Origin of the sequence: Lonepinella koalarum (assembly GCF_004565475.1) — a bacterium.
Taxonomy (GTDB): Bacteria; Pseudomonadota; Gammaproteobacteria; order Enterobacterales; family Pasteurellaceae; genus Lonepinella; species Lonepinella koalarum.
In genome coordinates this window covers 93,621-111,014 of sequence record NZ_SRHX01000001.1, presented here as the reverse complement: position 1 = coordinate 111,014, position 17,394 = coordinate 93,621, and the positions used below count along the sequence as shown (strand labels likewise).

The window sequence follows — 17,394 nt, the reverse complement described above, 5'->3', positions numbered from 1 at the left end:
AACACTTGTTGCATATTATTTAATATAGCAAGCATAAATTTCAATACATTTCTGCTATTTTTATGTATAATGCTTAAAACATTCAATTTTACATGTGTTTTTTTAGAAAAAATCTAATAAGGAACAAATTATGCAAACCATCGACCAACTAGATCAACAAATTTTGCGTGTTTTAACTCAAGATGCACGTACGCCTTATGCTGAAATGGCAAAAAAATTTGGGGTGAGCCCCGGTACCATTCATGTTCGAGTAGAAAAGATGCGTCAATCTGGCATTATTGAGGGAACGAAAGTCCGCATTGATGAGCGTAAATTAGGTTACGACGTGTGTTGTTTTATCGGAATTATCCTAAAATCTGCCAAAGATTACGATAAAGTCATCCATAAACTAAAAGGTTTTGATGAAGTAGTCGAAGCCTATTACACCACCGGTAACTATTCAATTTTCATCAAAGTCATGACCCATACTATTGCCGAATTACATCAAGTACTCGCCACTAAGATTCAATTAATTGATGAAATTCAATCCACCGAAACCTTAATTTCAATGCAAAATCCGATTTTAAGAGATATTAAACCTTAATATAAAATAGTGCGGTGAAAAACACCGCACTATTTTGCTTAACATTATTCACTTGTCTTTTTTAAAATTGCGTACATTTCATCTTTTAAACGTAATTTGGCTTTTTTTAAATCTTCCACTTCGGTCGGTGTTGCCAGTTCAATGTTGTTCTCAATATTTTTTATCCTCTGATCCAACGCATTATGTTCATCAAACAAACGCGCAAAGTGAGCATCTTCAGTTTTTAGTTTGGTAATTAAATCACGAAATTCCGGAAACATAATTTTCTCCTTGATAGTTTGTAGTGATTAACTCTATTGTAATTGAAAAGAAAATTAAAAACCGTGAGCAAGATCACATAATCAATAATGTGGGGGTGGCGTTTCTTCTGCGCTGGTTGCCAGATTTGAAGGTTGCATATCTTTTAGTTTATTTGCTAAATAGCGTAATTGTATTTGCATTTTATCGATCATAAATTGTTGTTCAACCAAAGCCTGATTTAACTCATCTAATAAATTATCTTGAAAAGTCAATTTCATTTCTAATTCTTCAATTCGTTTTTCTATTTGCATATTCATTCTCTTTATTTGACAAAACGCCATAAGCACTATAATCTAATCTCGTTATTTTAACCTATAAAAGGATAGCACATGCTAAAAATCAAAAAAATTTCTATGCTTGCACTATTAATTAGTGCAGCAATAGTCACCACCGCTTGTAATGAAAAGCAAACCGCTGCATCCACAGATGCCGCAAAACCAGCCCAAACTCAAGCTGAGAGTGGTGATGTGAAAGATAATTCCTATGCCGTAGGTGTATTATTTGGTACTGATCTGAAAGGCGTGATGGATGCTCAAAAAGAATTCATAACTTACGATCAAGACAAATTATTATCTGGTTTAAAAGATACCTTAGATGGTAAAGTGGATTTAAATAATCCGGAACTCGTCAATACTTTAAAAGCGCTAGATGAAACATTAAAAGCAGAATCGCAAAAGAAAGCGGCTGAACAAGCGAAAAAAGCACAAGAAGACGGTGCAAAATTTATTGCTGATTTCAAGAAAAAAGAAGGCGTTCAAGAAACCCAATCTGGGTTACTTTATCACATTGAACAAGCTGGTGATGGTGAACCTATCAAACCAGAAGATACGATCAAAGTTCATTACACTGGAAAATTAACCAATGGTACGGTATTTGATAGTTCGCTAGAACGTGGAGAACCGGCTGAATTTGTATTAAATCAATTAATCCCCGGTTGGGTTGAAGGTTTACAACTAATCAAAAAAGGCGGAAAAATTGAATTAGTGGTGCCACCAGCGTTGGCTTATGGTGAACAAGATATGGGACAAATCCCGGCTAATTCGACCCTTTATTTTGAACTTGAAGTGTTAGATGTAACACCGGCTAACTCAGCGAAATAACAAAAATTCTCACCGCACTTTTGTTAGTAAAGACAAAAGTGCGGTGATTTATTTGAGAAATCACCATGTTAAATGAGAAACACCCTTTCACCGATGAAGATCGGACGATTTTGACTTCCTACAAAGCCGTAGTAGATGGTGTGAGTGCATTAATCGGAAACCATTGTGAAATTGTGCTGCACTCTCTAGAAGATTTTGAGCATTCTGCCATTTATATTGCCAATGGACACAATACTAACCGTCAAGTGGGTTCACCCATGACCGATCGTGCTCTACAATCTCTGCATAGTATGAAGAATGAAAGTGTGTCTAAACCTTATTTTACCAAAGCCAAAAGCAGTGGATTAATGAAATCAGTGACCATTGCTATTCGTAACAAAAATCAACGTATTATCGGTTTATTGTGTATTAATATTAATTTAGATGTACCGGTTTCACAATTTCTACAAACCTTAATGCCAACGCCTGAACACGATGAAACCTCATCTGTCAATTTCGCCAGTTCGGTGGAAGATTTGGTGGTACAAACCGTGGAAAAAACCATCGAAGAAATCAGTGCGGATCGCCTCGTGGCAAACAATAATAAAAATCGTCAAATTGTTGTTTCTTTGTATGAAAAAGGCATTTTTGATATTAAAGATGCGATTAATTTAGTAGCGGAACGCTTAGATATTTCGCGCCATACGGTCTATCTCTATATTCGCCAAATTAAACAGGATAACGAAGATTAAAATGCGCTATGTACTTGCCATCAAAAGCCCTGTTTATGGTTCACAAGGGGCATTTTTCGCCTATCAATTTGCTACCTCCTTATTGCAAAAAGGTCATCAAATTAGCCAGATTTTCTTTTTCCAACAAGGTGTCAGCAATGGCAATGCTTGCGTATCCCCCGCCAATGATGAATTTAACCTACAAAAAGCATGGCAACAACTCAGCCAACAATATCAAATCCCGCTGCATTTATGCATTAGTGCTAGCCAACGGCGTGGTATTATTGAACAGAACTTGGCGCCACATTTTGTGTTAGCCGGTCTGGGGGAGTTTAGTGCAGCCATGTTGCAAGCCGACCGAGTGATCACCCTATGATTAAACTGGCTTTTGTCTTTAAAACTGCGCCCCACGGCAATGCCATTAGCCGAGAAGGTTTAGATGCTGTACTGGCAGCGTCTGCTTTTTGCGAAGAAGACCAAATTGGGGTATTTTTTTTAGATGATGGTGTATTCAATCTGCTAACCGATCAACAACCCGAATTAATTCTGCAGAAAGATTTTATTCACGCCTTTAAATTACTCGATTTATACGAAATTGAACAACGTTTTGTCTGCCAACAATCCTTGCAACAATACGGCTTAGATCAAGCTGAATTCATTATAAATTGCCAAAAAATAGACCGCACTTCGCTGATCGAAAAATTAAAAAGTGCGGAAAAAATATTAACATTTTAAGGAATTCTCCATGCTTTATACCTTTTCCAATGCACAATATAGTGCAACTGAATTACAACGCTATTTTGCTCAACTCACCGAGCAAGATGCGGTAGTGTTGTGGGGCGACGGGGTATTATTAATGGTGAAACAAGTTGCATTATTGCAACACGTCAAAAAGGGTTACGTTATGCAAGAAGATTTGATCGCCCGCCATTTACAACAACATCCGAATTTGACCTTATTAAAGGATCATATTCAACCCATTAACATGACACAATTTGTCACCTTAACGGAACAATATTCGCCACAATTTGCCTTGTAAGCCAGTTAATCCGCTATTTCCACATCAAAGATGTGTTTACACAACCGATTGGCACACACAAAAGTGCGGTGTGTTTCGCTGGATTTTTTTAAACTGGAGATATTTGCACCGCAGTTTGGACAGCTAACCTGATAAGGCTGACCAGCTAAAGTGAATTTACAACGGGGAAATTGATTACAAGCATAAAAAGTCTTACCTTGTCGCCCACGCCGAGCGACTAACTGACCTTTGCCACATTCAGGACAAGCAAAGGATTGTTCAGGCTCATCTTGTTTTTCTTGCACAATAAAATGACAATCAGGATAACCACTACACCCAATAAAAATGCCAAAACTACCTTGTTTCACTTGTAAAGGACGCCCACAGTGGGGACAAACTTCCGTTAATTGTTTTAAGATCTTATGTTCAGATTGTACCTGCAAAGGTTTTAAATAGTCACACTGCGGATAAGCCGAACAGCCTAAAAACAAGCCTTTTTTACCTTGCCGAATATGTAATGGCGAACCACATTGCGGGCAGATTTCGGGTTGTTTACGATGTTGAAAAAGCGTTTCTGTCATGATGATAAATAATTCGGTTGATATGACAAAAATCTTATAGCAAAAGCCAAAATTGCACAATAACTAAAAATAAGCGTAAAATAGCTTACGCTTTAGTGACCCTGTTATGGCTCAAAAAACGGAGTAGCCACCCATTACAACTCTGGTGATTTAATATAAGGCAACATGCCTTTATCTAACATCCGCACAATACCGCTACGGTGATCGTTGCCACCTAAGCCGCGTAATTCAAAGGTCACGCCGATGCCGTGATCGTACAAGGTATCTTTTTCACCACTGTATTGACGTTTTGCGTTTTCATTCACCAAGTAACGACGAACACCCACGCCCACAGCCCAACAACAGCTGTTGTATTGCACGCCGGCATATTGTTCTACGGGTTTGTTTAAGGCAACATCATGATAATAACGACCGACCACAGCCCAATTATCTGCTACTTCCCAAGCCACCACAGCCCCAACTTGTTGAATATCTTGGTTGTAACGGTTCACACTTGAAGTCAAGTTCTGGTTAATATATTCCTTACTCGCATAACGATAATTCAACTGCACTAAATTATTACGCTCTGGATTATATTCTAAGGTAGAATTCATCAATGATGTTGCATCTAAACGCGTATCATATTGATAACTGCCTTTCCAATTCCATTTATCATTAAGTTTCCAATTACTTTCTAAGGCCCAAGAAGACGAACGCCCTGTAGTACTATTTTCTGTCGTATCGTCAATACGAGAATTATTCAGATAAATAATTTGCCCTAAAGACAAATTAAACCGTTCTTCTGAGTTTTTATCATAAAAACGGGTTGTTCCCCCCAAAGTAAATTGATTAGCTGACGCAATTCTATCTAACCCACTATAACGACGGTCGCGGAATAAAGAATAATAATCTTGTTGTAACAAAGCAGAATCATAACCTAACCCTAAATAACTAGAATGCTGTTTTGAACCGATATTACTTTGATCTTTATACGGACGATACAAATATTGCACATGCGGTTCAATAGTTTGCATATAGCCTTTAAATAAGGTTTCTTTGCTCGCTAATACCGTTTGTAAATCTACTTTGACTTGCGGTAACACACGATTTACTGAACCCTGCGTATTCGCATCCTCTCCCGTTCCTGCTTTTTGCTGATAATGGGTGGCATAAAGTTTAGTTTCAATATTTAGACTACCATAACGATTGGAGAATGGCACATTAATACTAGGTTCCACATGATAACGCCATGCGGTTGGCATACTTGAACTGTCATTATCAAAATGTACCGCTTGAGCAAATAATTTGAAATCTGCCCAACCGTTGGCTAAGCCATTCTTATAATAGTTAAAATCAATTTGTGGTAAGGCACGATATGGTCCGATGTCCACATCATCAAACACTTGGAATTTTTTAATAGAAACGGCAAAATTCCAGTTCGGTTGATAATAAGACAGGCGCGCATATTGAGTGGCGTAGCCGTCGGTACTGCTCCCATAATCGGAATCAAAATCACTGAAATAACGTTTATCACTCACTTTGGTATAATCCACATTTAACCGCCAGTTATCCCATAACTTTGCATTATGCGCCCAGTAAAATAAATGTCGTTTTCTATCCTCATCCGAACCTGTGTATTCATTGTAACGATCTTTACCTAAATATTCGGCTGCAAGTTTCCCTTCTCCCAACGCATTTAAATAACGGAATTCGCCATTCATTTGCCAGCCACGGTCTGACATGTATTTAGGCGTAAAGGTCGCATCATAGTTGGGTGCAATATTCCAGTAAATCGGTTGAGCATACCAATAACCGTCACGGCTTGAACTTCCCGCACTTGGAATTAACAAGCCTGAACGGCGACGATCACCCAATGGTAATTGCAAATATGGCGTATAGAAAACAGGCACACCAGCCACTTTAAAGCGAGCATGCCACATTTCAGCATATTCTTCTTGAACATATTGCTTCATTTCACTCGCATCAATTTGCCACGCATTGTCATCAGGCAAACAAGATGTGAACGTCGCGTTTTTAAATAAACGATAACCCTCACGTATTTCAGATGTTTCCGCCGTACCGCGCCCTTGACGACCAACTAATTGATAATTACCATTCGTAATATCGGTATCTTTGCTGTTTAAATGCACTTTGGCATTATCACCGTTAATTTTGATTAAATCATCTTTATAATCAAAGCCACCTCGCACATAGGCATAACGCTGTGTATTATCCCCATCGCCCGATTGGGTCACTTCCACTTCATCTGCTTGTAAATGACGATTACCTTGTTTGAAATCCACTTCACCGTTATAAACCGCTCGGCTTGGATTAACAACATTCGCCTTATCTGCTTCAATATAAACGGGCTGATCATTCGGATCACCTTGCACCACTTCGCCCGAAATTTGTGGTACACCAGCTAAACAACGCTGACGTAAATCATCAATATTTGCTAAACTGCTCGAACTATAAAGTGCGCTCAAAATTGATAAAGAAAGTAACGTATAATAATTTTTCTGCATTTGGTTAACCATTCTACGTGATTAAAATTAAAGTGATTATACAAGAAAACCATATCAAAAAGCATTTTATTTACAAAAACAATCATTCAAATGATCGTTCACCAATCCCATAGATTGCATAAACGCATAACATGTAGTCTCACCGACAAACACAAAGCCTTTTTGCTTTAATGCCTTTGACATCGCTTTTGATGTGGCGGTTTTTGCTGGTACAACATCCAAACTGGGTACATCATTAATTTGCGGTTGATGATCAACAAACGCCCAAATAAAATCGGCAAAATTTTCACCGCACTTTTGCATGGCTAAATAGGCTTTGGCATTTTTAACAATAGCTTGTAACTTGGCTCGATGACGAATTAAGCCCACATTTTGCATTAAACGATCAATATCCTTTTCCGTCATTTGTGCAATCTTTACAGGATCAAATTGATAAAAGGCTTCACGATAAGCCTCGCGTTTTTTGAGAACAGTTATCCAAGATAAGCCTGCTTGTTGTCCCTCCAAGCAAAGTTTCTCAAATAATTTCTGACTATTAAATTCAGGCTTGCCCCATTCCTTATCGTGATAATCTTGATAAATTGGCAAGTTCCCCGCCCAATCACAACGTTTGATGATTTGCATCAGCTAACTCCTGTAAGGTATTAAAATTGTGAAAAGCATCTTTCTGCTCAGAAAAATCTACAGCAATCGCCCCTTGTTCACGCATAAATTGCAACATTCGCCGTTCACCTTGATTTAAATAAGCAGAAAGTGCGGAGAATAATTGACGAGAAATTAAACAAAATGTCGGATGCTCACGTTCACCATCGCTAGCATAAGCCACTAAACTTTGCGAAATTAACACCGCACTTTTTAATTTTTCTAATAAATTTAACGGCAAAAAAGGGCAATCGCAAGGCACAAATAACACATAATCGGTTTCAGCCCGTTTTAGTCCCGTCAATATTCCGCTTAATGGTCCCTGAAAATCCACTAATTCATCGCTAAAAATAGGTAAACCAAATTGCTGGTACTGTTCAATATGCCGATTAGCATTAATCGCAATATCCTCTAATTGTGCTTGTAAGCGACGGAGAATATGCTCAACCAATGGCTTTCCAGCCAGAATTTGCAGCCCTTTATCGGCGCCTTGCATCCGCCTTGCCTTGCCACCTGCTAAAATTACCGCACTTATCGTTATCATTGTTTGTCATTCGCCTTTAATTCAAGTATCATTCTGCGTCAGCTATCTTAATATAAAAGGGAAAGATTATGAAATGTCATCGTTTAAATGAAGTGTTGGAACTTTTACAGCCTTATTGGTCTAATAAAGACCCTGAAATGAGTTTAATGCAAATTTTACAAGCGATTGCGGATGAAGCTGGCTTTGAAAAACCGCTCACCGAGTTGTCTGATGAAGTGATTATTTATCAGCTCAAGATGCATGGTAAAGATAAACATGAGCCCATTCCGGGGATCAAAAAAGATTATGAAGAAGATTTTAAAACCGCTCTGCTTAAAGCTCGTGGCATTTTAAAATAATATTGCAAGGAAACCCGATCATGAAAAAATTTCTCGTTAGCTTAATCGCCGCAGTCACCATGGCGGCTGCCAGTTTTAATCTGCAAGCCGCAGAATTAAAAGACGGTGAACAATACATTACCCTTAGTCGTCCACATTCGGAAAAAACTGAAGTAATCGAATTTTTCTCGTTCTATTGTCCACATTGCTATGCGTTTGAAATGCAATATGAGATCCCCAAAAAAGTGAAAGAAAATATTCCAGCAGATGCGACATTTAAACAATATCATGTGAATTTTTTAGGCGCTCAATCAGAAAACCTTACTCGAGCTTGGGCGTTAGCTATGGCATTAGGGGCAGAAGATAAAGTCAAAAAACCATTATTCGACGCCGCTCAAAAAAATAGCTTAAAATCAATGAACGATATTCGTCAAATCTTCATTGACAACGGCGTTACGGCAGAACAATTTGATGGTGGAATTAACAGCTTTGCGGTAACCGCCTTAGTGAAAACCCAAACTAATCTAGCGGAACAATTAGATGTGCGTGGTGTGCCAGATTTTTATGTCAACGGCAAATACCGAGTAAACCCGGAAGGCTTATCTCGTGATGATTTCGTGGCAGATTATGTAGAAACAGTAAAACAATTATTGAAAAAATAACCTTAGGAAAATGGAGTAGATTATGGCTGAAAGTTTTAGTGTAGAACGTCGTTTCTTTGATGACAAAAATTACCCACGTGGTTTCGCTCGCCACGGTGATTATACCATTAAAGAATCGCAAGCCTTAGAACAATATGGTCAGGCATTCAAAGCCTTAGATGAAGGTTCTCGCAAAGCGAAAACCGCAGATGAAAAAAACTTCGTGGCATTCTGTCGTGGTGAACGCCCAGCGGAAACTTTTTTCGAGAAAACTTGGAATAAATACCGCTCACGCGTAAACACTATTAAACGTGTTTATACCCTTTCAGGTGTAGTGAGTGATAATCTTGATGAGTTTAATGCGAACGATTAATTAGCATAAAGACTAAAAAAGTGCGGTGTTTTTTTCACCGCATTTTTGTATAATAAACAAATTAAACTGACAAAGGGGAATATATATGATCATCGTAACTGGCGGAGCAGGCATGATCGGTAGCAATATCGTGAAAGCCTTAAACGAGATAGGTCACACAGATATTTTAGTAGTGGATAACCTAAAAGATGGCACTAAATTTATTAATTTAGTTGATTTAGATATTGCGGATTATTGCGATAAAGATGATTTTATCGCATCTATTATGGCAGGCGATGACATCGGTGAGATCGATGTTATTTTCCACCAAGGTGCTTGTTCTGCCACCACTGAATGGGATGGCAAATACCTCATGCACAATAATTACGAATATTCCAAAGAATTATTACATTATTGCCTCGAGCGTGAAATTCCTTTCTTCTACGCATCTAGCGCAGCGACCTACGGCGACAAAACCGAATTCGTAGAGGAACGAAAATTTGAAGGTCCACTCAATGCCTACGGTTATTCGAAATTCTTATTTGATCAATATGTACGTACCATTTTGCCGGAAGCTAGTTCGCCTGTTTGTGGCTTTAAATATTTCAATGTGTATGGTCCGAAAGAACAACACAAAGGTTCTATGGCAAGTGTCGCATTCCATTTAAATAACCAAATTTTAAATGGCGAAAATCCAAAATTATTCGCAGGTTCTGAGCATTTCTTGCGTGATTTTATTTATGTAGGTGATGTGGCTCAAGTGAATCTTTGGGCGTGGCAACATGGCATATCAGGCATTTTTAATCTCGGCACAGGCAAAGCGGAAAGTTTCCTTGCAGTGGCACAAGCTGTGTTAAAACACCACGGCAAAGGCGAAATCGAAACCATCCCATTCCCAGACCATTTAAAATCTCGCTACCAAGAATATACCCAAGCGGACTTAACCAAACTGCGTGCCGCAGGTTGTGATTATCAATTTAAATCCGTGGCAGAGGGTGTGGCGGAGTATATGGCTTGGTTAAATAGAAAAAGCTGAATAGAAAAAGTTGAATCGGGAATAACCAGCCGATTATGTTCATATTAAGGGCGAGCCAATGGGTTCGCCTTTATTTTCTCCCAAAATTCGCCCAATAATTCGCCCACCATATCGGATTATCCCGATCCCAGTAAGAGCCACCTTGCAACATGACAAAGGTTTCCAAATCAGCATTAAATGCTTCTCTGATTTCTTGTTCACGTAAGTTATCAATATGATTCATTTCAAGGGCATCGATCTGATCTTGTAATTGCTCAATCTCATCCATTAATGAATCCTGCTCAAAATAAACTTCGTCAGCTTTATCTTGGACATCGTCCATTCTGTCTGAAATATCATCCATTCGCTCATTATCAGATAACGAATAGCGTTCTGCCATTTTCATTAACCGAGCCAACTGTTTATCCAGTTTTATCTGCTTTTTCAACAAACTCACTAACCGAATTTCTTTGGGTAAAATTTGCTGATGCAACGCCACAAGCTGTTGGAAATAAGGGGTATTACCCTTTTCTTGCAACAACTTCACCAATTTCTGCCGAAGTTCAACACTTAATTGGGTAAAATGAATTTGCTTTTCTAAAGATTGTTGAAGGGAATCTTGCGGTACTAAATTTTGTGGTGTAGCGATTTGAGAAACTTCTGCTTGAACCGGAGCCATATCCACTTTGGCATTGGTTTCACCAAAAACCGCACGCCAATAACGTGGAATCCAATCACCAATAGCCAACATTAACAGAACCGACGCCCCCAACACTACCACTAAAAAAAGCAAAAATTTCATTGTGTCTCCTTGATAACACTCGATAGCAACAGCATATCGCTAATTAATTTGCCATTCAATTACAAACACATTTTCTACCATCATTTCCTGCTGCAAGCGAGTTTTTAACTGCTTCAACAGCTCCAGCTCTTGCTCTTCAATCTCATCTTGCACATCGTCTAGCTCATTGCGGGCTTTGCGTAACTGCTTGCCGAGTTTCATCACTTGCTCTTGCAGCTCAATTTTCTTTTCCAAATCATCGGTTAAAGTCAATTCTCGATCTTTTTCACGCTTCGTCTCTTTAATCTCTTTGATTAAATCTTCCGCCGCTTGAAGTTGATCTTTCGCCCAGGCTTGAATACGCAACATTTCTTGCTTTAACAGCCGATCATTTTCTTCGTTAATTTTGATTTTGACTTGAGCCACGTTCTCTAAGGTCAAATTCACAAAATGATTTGGTTTAAGCGAAGATAAAGATTGCACTTCAGCAGGCAACAAAAACAGCTTTTCGGCAAATTCCTGTTCTAACAAATTGCCCTGCTTATCACACACGGTGAACACCAAATTTTCCTGATTTTCCACCGCACTTTGCACCACGATTTTATCCAAACTTAGCCAACCGCTTTGCCCTTGATATTGTTCCAGCAAACTAATCTTCTCAGGATAATTTTTATAATCAAACTGCAAGCAAGCCGTTGGCGTTTCAGCCGTTAAACCTTGCTCCAAACACCATTGCCCGAGCGGACTGTTTAAACGATATTCATAGCCTTGCAATACGGATTTCTGCTCTTTGCGTGGCAACAAATAACGCCCGAGCGGTATTGCCCCTTGCGGACTTTGTTGTAGCAAAAAACACCAATCTTGCGGATTAAATTGAGCTTTACCTGTCAATGCAAATTGCGTAACGCCCCAAAACCACCATTGCATATTGTTTAAGCGATCTTTGGTCATTACTTTTAGCCGCTCTAATACCGATTGATCAAAACTATCTACCAACGCATCTTTGGTTTGTTGAATGCGATCATCAATTTTGTCGGCAAATTGTGCTTGTAAATGGTCAAAGGCTTGTTGAATTTCGGCTTCGCTGCGACAAGTGGCATAAATATTAGCGATTTGATTTTCAATATCCACGCCTGATTCAATCTGCCCCAACACTTCATCAGACGCACCGAGTACGCCTTGAAACAGCTTGAATTTTTCAGTAAGCAGCTGCAACACTCGCTGATCCACCGTGTTGCGTTTGTTTAAAAAGTTAATCACCACCACATCAAATTTTTGACCGTAACGATGACAACGCCCAATCCGCTGTTCCACCCGTTGCGGATTCCACGGCAAATCATAGTTAATCAGCAAGGAACAAAACTGCAAGTTCACGCCTTCCGCCCCTGCTTCTGTGGCAATCAAAATTTGGGCTTTATCGCGAAAATGCTCAATTAACGCCGAGCGTTTATCCACATCAGGCGAGCCTGTGATTTTGTCCGTACCTTGATTTTTCTCGAGCCACGCCTGATAAATCTGCGTACTATGCGGATCATTGTTTGTACCGCTAAACATCACGACTTCATCGGCATAGCAATTTTCTTGCAAATACTCAAACAGATATTTTTGCGTGCGAGTGGATTCGGTAAAAATCAACGCTTTTTGCTCCGCGCCCAGTTCTGCCATTTTGGCAAAGCCTGTTTGCAGTGCGGTCAAAAGTGCGGTGATTTTGCTGTCTTGTTGCAGGTTTTGAGCAAAGGCAATAAAGTGTTTAATTTGAGCGATTTCGGCAGTTAAAACGCTGGCATTAACACCGTTTTCAGGCTGCGTTTCATCGCTGATTTCATCAATTTCTTCATTCTCTTCTTCATCGCTTTCTAACTGAACGATATTTTCCAGCTCATCGGCATTTTGTTCATCTAGCAGTAACTCATCGTGTGATTGCCCTGTTTCTTGTAGCTTTTGCAAGCGTAATAAAATCGCCTGCAACGTGCCAAGCACCGCTTGCGGACTGGACGCTAATAATTTGCGTAAAATCACCGCCGTTAAATGCTTATGTTTTTTCGGCAAGGCGTAAACACTGTCTTGACGTAAAAATTCGCTAATCTGTTCGTAAAGCAAATGTTCGCCGTCCGTTGGCATAAATTCTTGCGTAACCGCCTTGCGTTCAGTGTAGCGGATATATTCCAGCACATTTTTCCGCAAGGTGCGTTTCACAAACCCTGCCATACGGCTTTTGAGTTCTGCTAAATTGCCACGGCGGACAAATTCCCGTTGAAAGAATTTTTTATCGCCGAATAAATGCTCGTCAAGCAAGGTAGAAAGTCCGTACAATTCCATTAAAGAATTTTGTAGCGGTGTGGCTGTAAGCAACAGTTTTCGCATACTGGCAAAGCCGTTTCGCATTGCCTGCCCCATTTTATTGTTGGCTTTATAGGCATTTCGCATTTTATGGGCTTCATCAATCACCACATAATCCCAGCTAAATCGCTGAAAAGTCGCCATTTCCTTTGTGGCGAATTGGTGCGACACAATCAAAATTTGGCTGCCAACTTGCTCTTTGCAGAAATTGAACAGCTTCGCCCCTTTTGTACCTTTCATTGCGGTATTGACCACCGCTTTATCCACCACCAACGTCGGCAAAGCAAATTTTTCGCTTAATTCATTCGCCCATTGCTTGCGTAACATCGCAGGGCAAACAATCAGCAGCTGGCGTTTGCGTTCCGCCCACATTTGGCACAGCACAAGCCCTGCTTCAATGGTTTTGCCTAAACCCACTTCGTCTGCCAATAACACACCATCTTGCAACGGATTTTTTAAGGCAAACAACGCCGCATCAATTTGGTGCGGATTTAAATCCACATTCGCATCAAATAGCGATTGCGACAAACGGTTGTCATCGGTTCGCCGTGCGGTTAATTCGTTGGCGAAGTAGCGTGCGTGATAAGCGGTGATTTCATTCATAGCATTGCCCCAAATAGCTGCGTTAAATAATCATCTTCCATAAATAAAATATGGCGAGCATTGAGTTCATCTTTATCTAAATGCACATTGACCCAATCTTTTTGTTTGGTAATGGATAAAATAAAGCTATTTAAAATTAAATTCGGATCGCCAATTTTCGCTTCTAATGCTTTAATTTCTTCAAATAAACCAAATTTCGGATCGCTAACATCCATATTTCGTACGCCTTTTGGATCGACAAAATTTAAATACTGCTTGCCTGTTTTATTATCCACCACCCACAGCAGAAAATCAGGATAGAAATTACCTGCCAAAGCAAAGCCCACGCCTTTCTCTTTACGTTCCGCATTTCGCATTAAATAGAGCGATCGTCCTTGTAATAATTGGCTTAATTTCCCTGATTGTTCCGCCTGAATTAAATCGTGAATAAATTTTTGCTCACTTTCGGCGTTAATCGGCAACGGCGAAATAGTAATCGGCAAATCCGATTTTTCTAAACTGATAAGCGGATAATATAAATGCGGATCAAAGCAGATTACTTTTAATTCGTTGAGTGGCGAACGCCAGTTTACGATTTGTGCAATTTTTTTGCTTTCAACCAATACTTTTAACTCATTGATTTTCTCAACCACATCTTTACTATCAAAATAAACGTCGTCATTTTGGCTAATTTTAAATTGATAGGCTTTAAAAAACGAACCATCATCTTCGCTAAACTCGGCAATTTCCATAAACTGCCCTTCATAAGCCGATTTTAAACGGCGATAAAATTGTTCGGTATAAAGACAAAGCAGCTGCAATAAAATAGCTTGCTGTTTTTCAATATCCGCAAAGGATTGAATTTCCAATGCTGAATTTGGAATATAAAGTTTATACCAATCTTGATTGCTTTCTACAAATTCTCGTAACCGCTGTTTGCTCACTTGCAAATTAGACCAAGTGCGTTCTAATTTATATTGTTGCAAATCTAAATAAAGTTTATCCCAGTCAAAATAAGCAAAGGCGTTCGCATTGAGTTTATTTTCTTGGCGTTCATCTATTTCTGGTTTTTTCGTTTGTTTATCTCCTTTCATATCTTTATGGTTTAACGCTTCTAATCTTGGATAAAGATCTAATTCCGCTCGAATACGTTTGATTTTTCCTTTAAACGCTTCAGGAATATCATACAACGGCACAAATTGCGTGCGTTTAAACCCCAGTTTTTGATTGTCTTTATAGCCGTCTTTAAGTTTAACAGTTTTGAGTTTCACCCCAGCAGGTAAAGTTTTTTGCACCGCAATTTCAATCGGCTGAAATTCATCAGGCGTTGGAATGCCTTCATCAACCAAATATTCACGGAATTTCGCCATATAATCGGCTTTAATGCCAAAAATATTTAAGGTTTCTAATTTATCTAAGCCTATCCCTTTTGGCATTTGATTAAACGGCGTGCGTCTTAATGAAAAATCTCGCCCTTTTAAACGCACGCCACGCCCAAACAGCTGAATAATTTGCGAACCTTCGCCACGCCCCATATTGAGCAAGCCCATTGTAGAAACCCGCCAGCTTGACCAGCCTTCGCTAAATTTGCGAGAACCGATGAGCAAATTCAGGCTGCTGTCTGCCTTGTTAATTCCGCCAAATAAACTATTGCTAAATTCATCCTGACTAAATGACACGCAAGCTAAATTTTGCGCATTTTTAATAAAATCAGACGATTTCCCCACGTTGATTAAAGCAAAATAATCGTTATTACCGACTTTTAATGCAATTTCGCCATCGGATTTTTTTAAGCTATGCAAATATAAACGCTGGGAACTATTGGCATTAAAGAGTTTTACCAAAATATCCTGATACAGTGCGGTTGTATTGCCTTTAAAATGATAAAGTGATGAAAAACGGCGTTTAAATAAGGCATTGCCTTGTTTATCTAATAACAACGGTTCGTCATTTAATAAATCATCAAGCCACGCTAAAATTTGCGTACGGTTTTTATTTTCTAAAAAGAAAGCGAGCTGTTCCACCACCTGCAAAATATCGCTTTCTTCATTATTTACCGTATTCCCCACAAACACCCACAACGGTTTTTCTAAATTATAAACCGCAAGGCGTTGTTTATGCTCTTGGAATAAATATAATTGCTGATAAAACGCCAATAAACAGGCAAGAAAATATTTGCGATCGTTATCGTTTACGCCATAATCTTCCGCTTGCATATTGAGAATTTGAAATTCTTTGCCATAGCCATCGCCATAAAAGAATTTATAGGAATAATCAAATAAAACGCATTTTGAGTATGTTTCAAATACCGATTTTTGTTTTGCGTCTAAACGGTCTTGATAGCTTAACGGTAGCTTTTTAATTTCCGCAGGTTTTAATTTGCTTTCAGTATTTTTAGCCTGTTTTTTCTGCATATCAAACAACACATCATTGACCGTTTTGCCGTCTTTCACCGCTTGCCCGAAAGTTGCCGAATATTCAAAGGCAAAGCCGTCGCCGATCATTTTTTGACGGCGAGAAAGCCACTGATCGCCAGATGATCCCCGATGCCCTTCGTCCACCAACACTAGTTTATTCATTGCCGAAAAGCTATCCACTGCAACAGTTACATCGCCTGCTTTTTCCGCCAGTTTGTTTATATCCAAGATTTGCACTTCAGCATGCATATCATCTATTTGACTATTTTTCTCAAATAATTTGGCTTGTATTTCGGATAAGGCAAATTCCTGCAAATGCTGCCCTGATAAACTTTCATTGGGGGTAATCACAAAAATATGCAATTTGTCTTTATGCGTTTGATAGTGTTGATATTGCAAAATATTCACGTGCATTAATAACGTTTTTCCGCTGCCTGTGGCGTTCCAAAACGCCAATTTATTTAAATCACTCAATTCATAATCTTGAAAATCAGGAGCCGTTTTATCATCATCTAAATGATGATGTAATTGCTCGTTTAAACTCAGTAACAATTCATCTGCACGATTAAAATAAAAGTCCAAATAAATTTCGGTAAATAACAACGATAGATACTGAAAATATTTTAACTGTAAAATATGCCCTTCAACCTTATTACGATGTGCGGTGATTTTTTGCCAATGTTTTACAATATTTAAATCATAACGGCGTAAATCGTTTGCAGAAATATTGTCGGTATAAAATAAACCACTTTGCAATTCATAGAAAAATTTGGTTTGCCCGTCTTCGCTTAATCCTTCAAAACGATCATCACCTAAACGCTGTTTAAACTGTTCTAAATTTGCCTGATTAAATAGCGACAATGCCCACTGATTTAAAATTAAATCTTGATGAAAAGTTCGTTTTGCCATAGGTTTTGCCTGTTAAATGTTAAATTTTTTGGTGGTTTTCCTGTGTCTTTTACACATA

The 17,394-nt window shown here is 38.9% G+C and carries 19 protein-coding genes; 10 read left to right on the top strand and 9 right to left on the bottom strand.

The features are described 5' to 3' along the window. The first annotated feature begins 130 nt into the window (after positions 1-130). Entirely contained in the window at positions 131-583 is a 453-nt protein-coding gene (gene asnC / locus E0709_RS00550; RefSeq protein ID WP_132299503.1) for a transcriptional regulator AsnC, read from the top strand. Between the two features lie 44 nt (positions 584-627). Here the strand turns inward: asnC and E0709_RS00545 are convergent, their stop codons facing one another. After that, positions 628-843, bottom strand: a complete 216-nt coding sequence (locus tag E0709_RS00545; RefSeq protein ID WP_132299501.1) for an HP1242/YdcH family protein — start codon at positions 841-843, stop codon at positions 628-630. 81 nt (positions 844-924) lie between these two features. Beyond that, entirely contained in the window at positions 925-1,140 is a 216-nt protein-coding gene (locus tag E0709_RS00540) for a SlyX family protein (protein WP_391540682.1), read from the bottom strand. 72 nt (positions 1,141-1,212) lie between these two features. Between E0709_RS00540 and fkpA the strand changes: the two genes are divergently transcribed. From fkpA to E0709_RS00515, 5 genes are all read left to right on the top strand, one after another. Then, positions 1,213-1,983, top strand: coding sequence for an FKBP-type peptidyl-prolyl cis-trans isomerase (gene fkpA, locus E0709_RS00535; RefSeq protein WP_132299497.1), 771 nt, complete (start codon positions 1,213-1,215; stop codon positions 1,981-1,983). A gap of 65 nt (positions 1,984-2,048) precedes the next feature. Continuing rightward, on the top strand, positions 2,049-2,714 hold the full coding sequence (locus tag E0709_RS00530; RefSeq protein WP_132299495.1) for a helix-turn-helix transcriptional regulator: 666 nt from the start codon (positions 2,049-2,051) through the stop codon (positions 2,712-2,714). 1 nt (position 2,715) lies between these two features. Continuing rightward, on the top strand, positions 2,716-3,069 hold the full coding sequence (gene tusD, locus E0709_RS00525) for a sulfurtransferase complex subunit TusD (RefSeq protein ID WP_132299493.1): 354 nt from the start codon (positions 2,716-2,718) through the stop codon (positions 3,067-3,069). Next, positions 3,069-3,428, top strand: coding sequence for a sulfurtransferase complex subunit TusC (gene tusC / locus E0709_RS00520; protein WP_194965412.1), 360 nt, complete (start codon positions 3,069-3,071; stop codon positions 3,426-3,428). Before tusD ends, tusC begins: the two co-directional genes overlap by 1 nt. Before the next feature lie 10 nt (positions 3,429-3,438). Beyond that, the gene (locus tag E0709_RS00515) at positions 3,439-3,732 is read left to right on the top strand and encodes a DsrH/TusB family sulfur relay protein (protein WP_132299489.1); all 294 of its coding nucleotides are present in this window, start codon (positions 3,439-3,441) and stop codon (positions 3,730-3,732) included. Positions 3,733-3,737: 5 nt separating this feature from the next. On the opposite strand, the gene E0709_RS00510 is transcribed toward E0709_RS00515, so the two are convergent. From E0709_RS00510 to mobA, 4 genes are all read right to left on the bottom strand, one after another. Continuing rightward, positions 3,738-4,292: a DNA topoisomerase family protein gene (locus tag E0709_RS00510; RefSeq protein WP_132299487.1), complete on the bottom strand. Its 555-nt coding sequence runs from the start codon at positions 4,290-4,292 to the stop codon at positions 3,738-3,740. A gap of 134 nt (positions 4,293-4,426) precedes the next feature. Then, a complete protein-coding gene (gene lptD, locus E0709_RS00505; protein WP_132299485.1) occupies positions 4,427-6,796 on the bottom strand; it encodes an LPS assembly protein LptD in 2,370 nt (789 codons plus the stop codon). A 66-nt stretch (positions 6,797-6,862) separates the two neighbouring features. Then, positions 6,863-7,420, bottom strand: a complete 558-nt coding sequence (locus E0709_RS00500) for a DNA-3-methyladenine glycosylase I (protein WP_132299483.1) — start codon at positions 7,418-7,420, stop codon at positions 6,863-6,865. Then, complete coding sequence (gene mobA, locus E0709_RS00495) at positions 7,398-7,982, bottom strand: molybdenum cofactor guanylyltransferase MobA (protein ID WP_132299481.1); 585 nt, start codon at positions 7,980-7,982, stop codon at positions 7,398-7,400. The genes E0709_RS00500 and mobA overlap by 23 nt, the downstream gene beginning before the upstream one ends. Positions 7,983-8,050: 68 nt before the next feature. Here mobA and E0709_RS00490 point away from each other — a divergent pair, with 68 nt between their 5' ends. From E0709_RS00490 to rfaD, 4 genes are all read left to right on the top strand, one after another. Next, positions 8,051-8,320 carry a YihD family protein gene (locus E0709_RS00490; protein WP_132299479.1) on the top strand — a complete coding sequence of 90 codons (270 nt, stop codon included), beginning with the start codon at positions 8,051-8,053 and terminating at the stop codon, positions 8,318-8,320. A 20-nt stretch (positions 8,321-8,340) separates the two neighbouring features. Continuing rightward, positions 8,341-8,961, top strand: a complete 621-nt coding sequence (gene dsbA / locus E0709_RS00485; protein ID WP_132299477.1) for a thiol:disulfide interchange protein DsbA — start codon at positions 8,341-8,343, stop codon at positions 8,959-8,961. Positions 8,962-8,983: 22 nt separating this feature from the next. Continuing rightward, complete coding sequence (locus tag E0709_RS00480; protein ID WP_132299475.1) at positions 8,984-9,313, top strand: MaoP family protein; 330 nt, start codon at positions 8,984-8,986, stop codon at positions 9,311-9,313. 85 nt (positions 9,314-9,398) lie between these two features. Beyond that, entirely contained in the window at positions 9,399-10,328 is a 930-nt protein-coding gene (gene rfaD / locus E0709_RS00475) for an ADP-glyceromanno-heptose 6-epimerase (protein WP_132299473.1), read from the top strand. Between the two features lie 70 nt (positions 10,329-10,398). Here the strand turns inward: rfaD and E0709_RS00470 are convergent, their stop codons facing one another. Genes E0709_RS00470 through E0709_RS00460 form a run of 3 tightly spaced genes read right to left on the bottom strand, consistent with a single transcriptional unit; the run spans position 10,399 to position 17,336 of the window. Then, positions 10,399-11,109 carry an AAA family ATPase gene (locus tag E0709_RS00470; RefSeq protein ID WP_132299471.1) on the bottom strand — a complete coding sequence of 237 codons (711 nt, stop codon included), beginning with the start codon at positions 11,107-11,109 and terminating at the stop codon, positions 10,399-10,401. 39 nt (positions 11,110-11,148) lie between these two features. After that, positions 11,149-14,031 carry an SNF2-related protein gene (locus E0709_RS00465; protein ID WP_132299469.1) on the bottom strand — a complete coding sequence of 961 codons (2,883 nt, stop codon included), beginning with the start codon at positions 14,029-14,031 and terminating at the stop codon, positions 11,149-11,151. Then, positions 14,028-17,336: a DEAD/DEAH box helicase family protein gene (locus tag E0709_RS00460; RefSeq protein ID WP_132299467.1), complete on the bottom strand. Its 3,309-nt coding sequence runs from the start codon at positions 17,334-17,336 to the stop codon at positions 14,028-14,030. Before E0709_RS00460 ends, E0709_RS00465 begins: the two co-directional genes overlap by 4 nt. Between the last annotated feature and the right edge of the window lie 58 nt (positions 17,337-17,394).

Coding starts and splice junctions, on each gene's coding strand:
- E0709_RS00460 (WP_132299467.1), bottom strand. CDS start 17,336: ATGGCAAAACGAACTTTTCATCAAGATTTAATTTTAAATCAGTGGGCA.
- tusD (WP_132299493.1), top strand. CDS start 2,716: ATGCGCTATGTACTTGCCATCAAAAGCCCTGTTTATGGTTCACAAGGG.
- lptD (WP_132299485.1), bottom strand. CDS start 6,796: ATGCAGAAAAATTATTATACGTTACTTTCTTTATCAATTTTGAGCGCA.
- rfaD (WP_132299473.1), top strand. CDS start 9,399: ATGATCATCGTAACTGGCGGAGCAGGCATGATCGGTAGCAATATCGTG.
- dsbA (WP_132299477.1), top strand. CDS start 8,341: ATGAAAAAATTTCTCGTTAGCTTAATCGCCGCAGTCACCATGGCGGCT.
- mobA (WP_132299481.1), bottom strand. CDS start 7,982: ATGATAACGATAAGTGCGGTAATTTTAGCAGGTGGCAAGGCAAGGCGG.
- E0709_RS00465 (WP_132299469.1), bottom strand. CDS start 14,031: ATGAATGAAATCACCGCTTATCACGCACGCTACTTCGCCAACGAATTA.
- E0709_RS00545 (WP_132299501.1), bottom strand. CDS start 843: ATGTTTCCGGAATTTCGTGATTTAATTACCAAACTAAAAACTGAAGAT.
- E0709_RS00510 (WP_132299487.1), bottom strand. CDS start 4,292: ATGACAGAAACGCTTTTTCAACATCGTAAACAACCCGAAATCTGCCCG.
- E0709_RS00470 (WP_132299471.1), bottom strand. CDS start 11,109: ATGAAATTTTTGCTTTTTTTAGTGGTAGTGTTGGGGGCGTCGGTTCTG.
- fkpA (WP_132299497.1), top strand. CDS start 1,213: ATGCTAAAAATCAAAAAAATTTCTATGCTTGCACTATTAATTAGTGCA.
- E0709_RS00530 (WP_132299495.1), top strand. CDS start 2,049: ATGTTAAATGAGAAACACCCTTTCACCGATGAAGATCGGACGATTTTG.
- E0709_RS00540 (WP_391540682.1), bottom strand. CDS start 1,140: ATGAATATGCAAATAGAAAAACGAATTGAAGAATTAGAAATGAAATTG.
- E0709_RS00490 (WP_132299479.1), top strand. CDS start 8,051: ATGAAATGTCATCGTTTAAATGAAGTGTTGGAACTTTTACAGCCTTAT.
- E0709_RS00480 (WP_132299475.1), top strand. CDS start 8,984: ATGGCTGAAAGTTTTAGTGTAGAACGTCGTTTCTTTGATGACAAAAAT.
- E0709_RS00500 (WP_132299483.1), bottom strand. CDS start 7,420: ATGCAAATCATCAAACGTTGTGATTGGGCGGGGAACTTGCCAATTTAT.
- E0709_RS00515 (WP_132299489.1), top strand. CDS start 3,439: ATGCTTTATACCTTTTCCAATGCACAATATAGTGCAACTGAATTACAA.
- asnC (WP_132299503.1), top strand. CDS start 131: ATGCAAACCATCGACCAACTAGATCAACAAATTTTGCGTGTTTTAACT.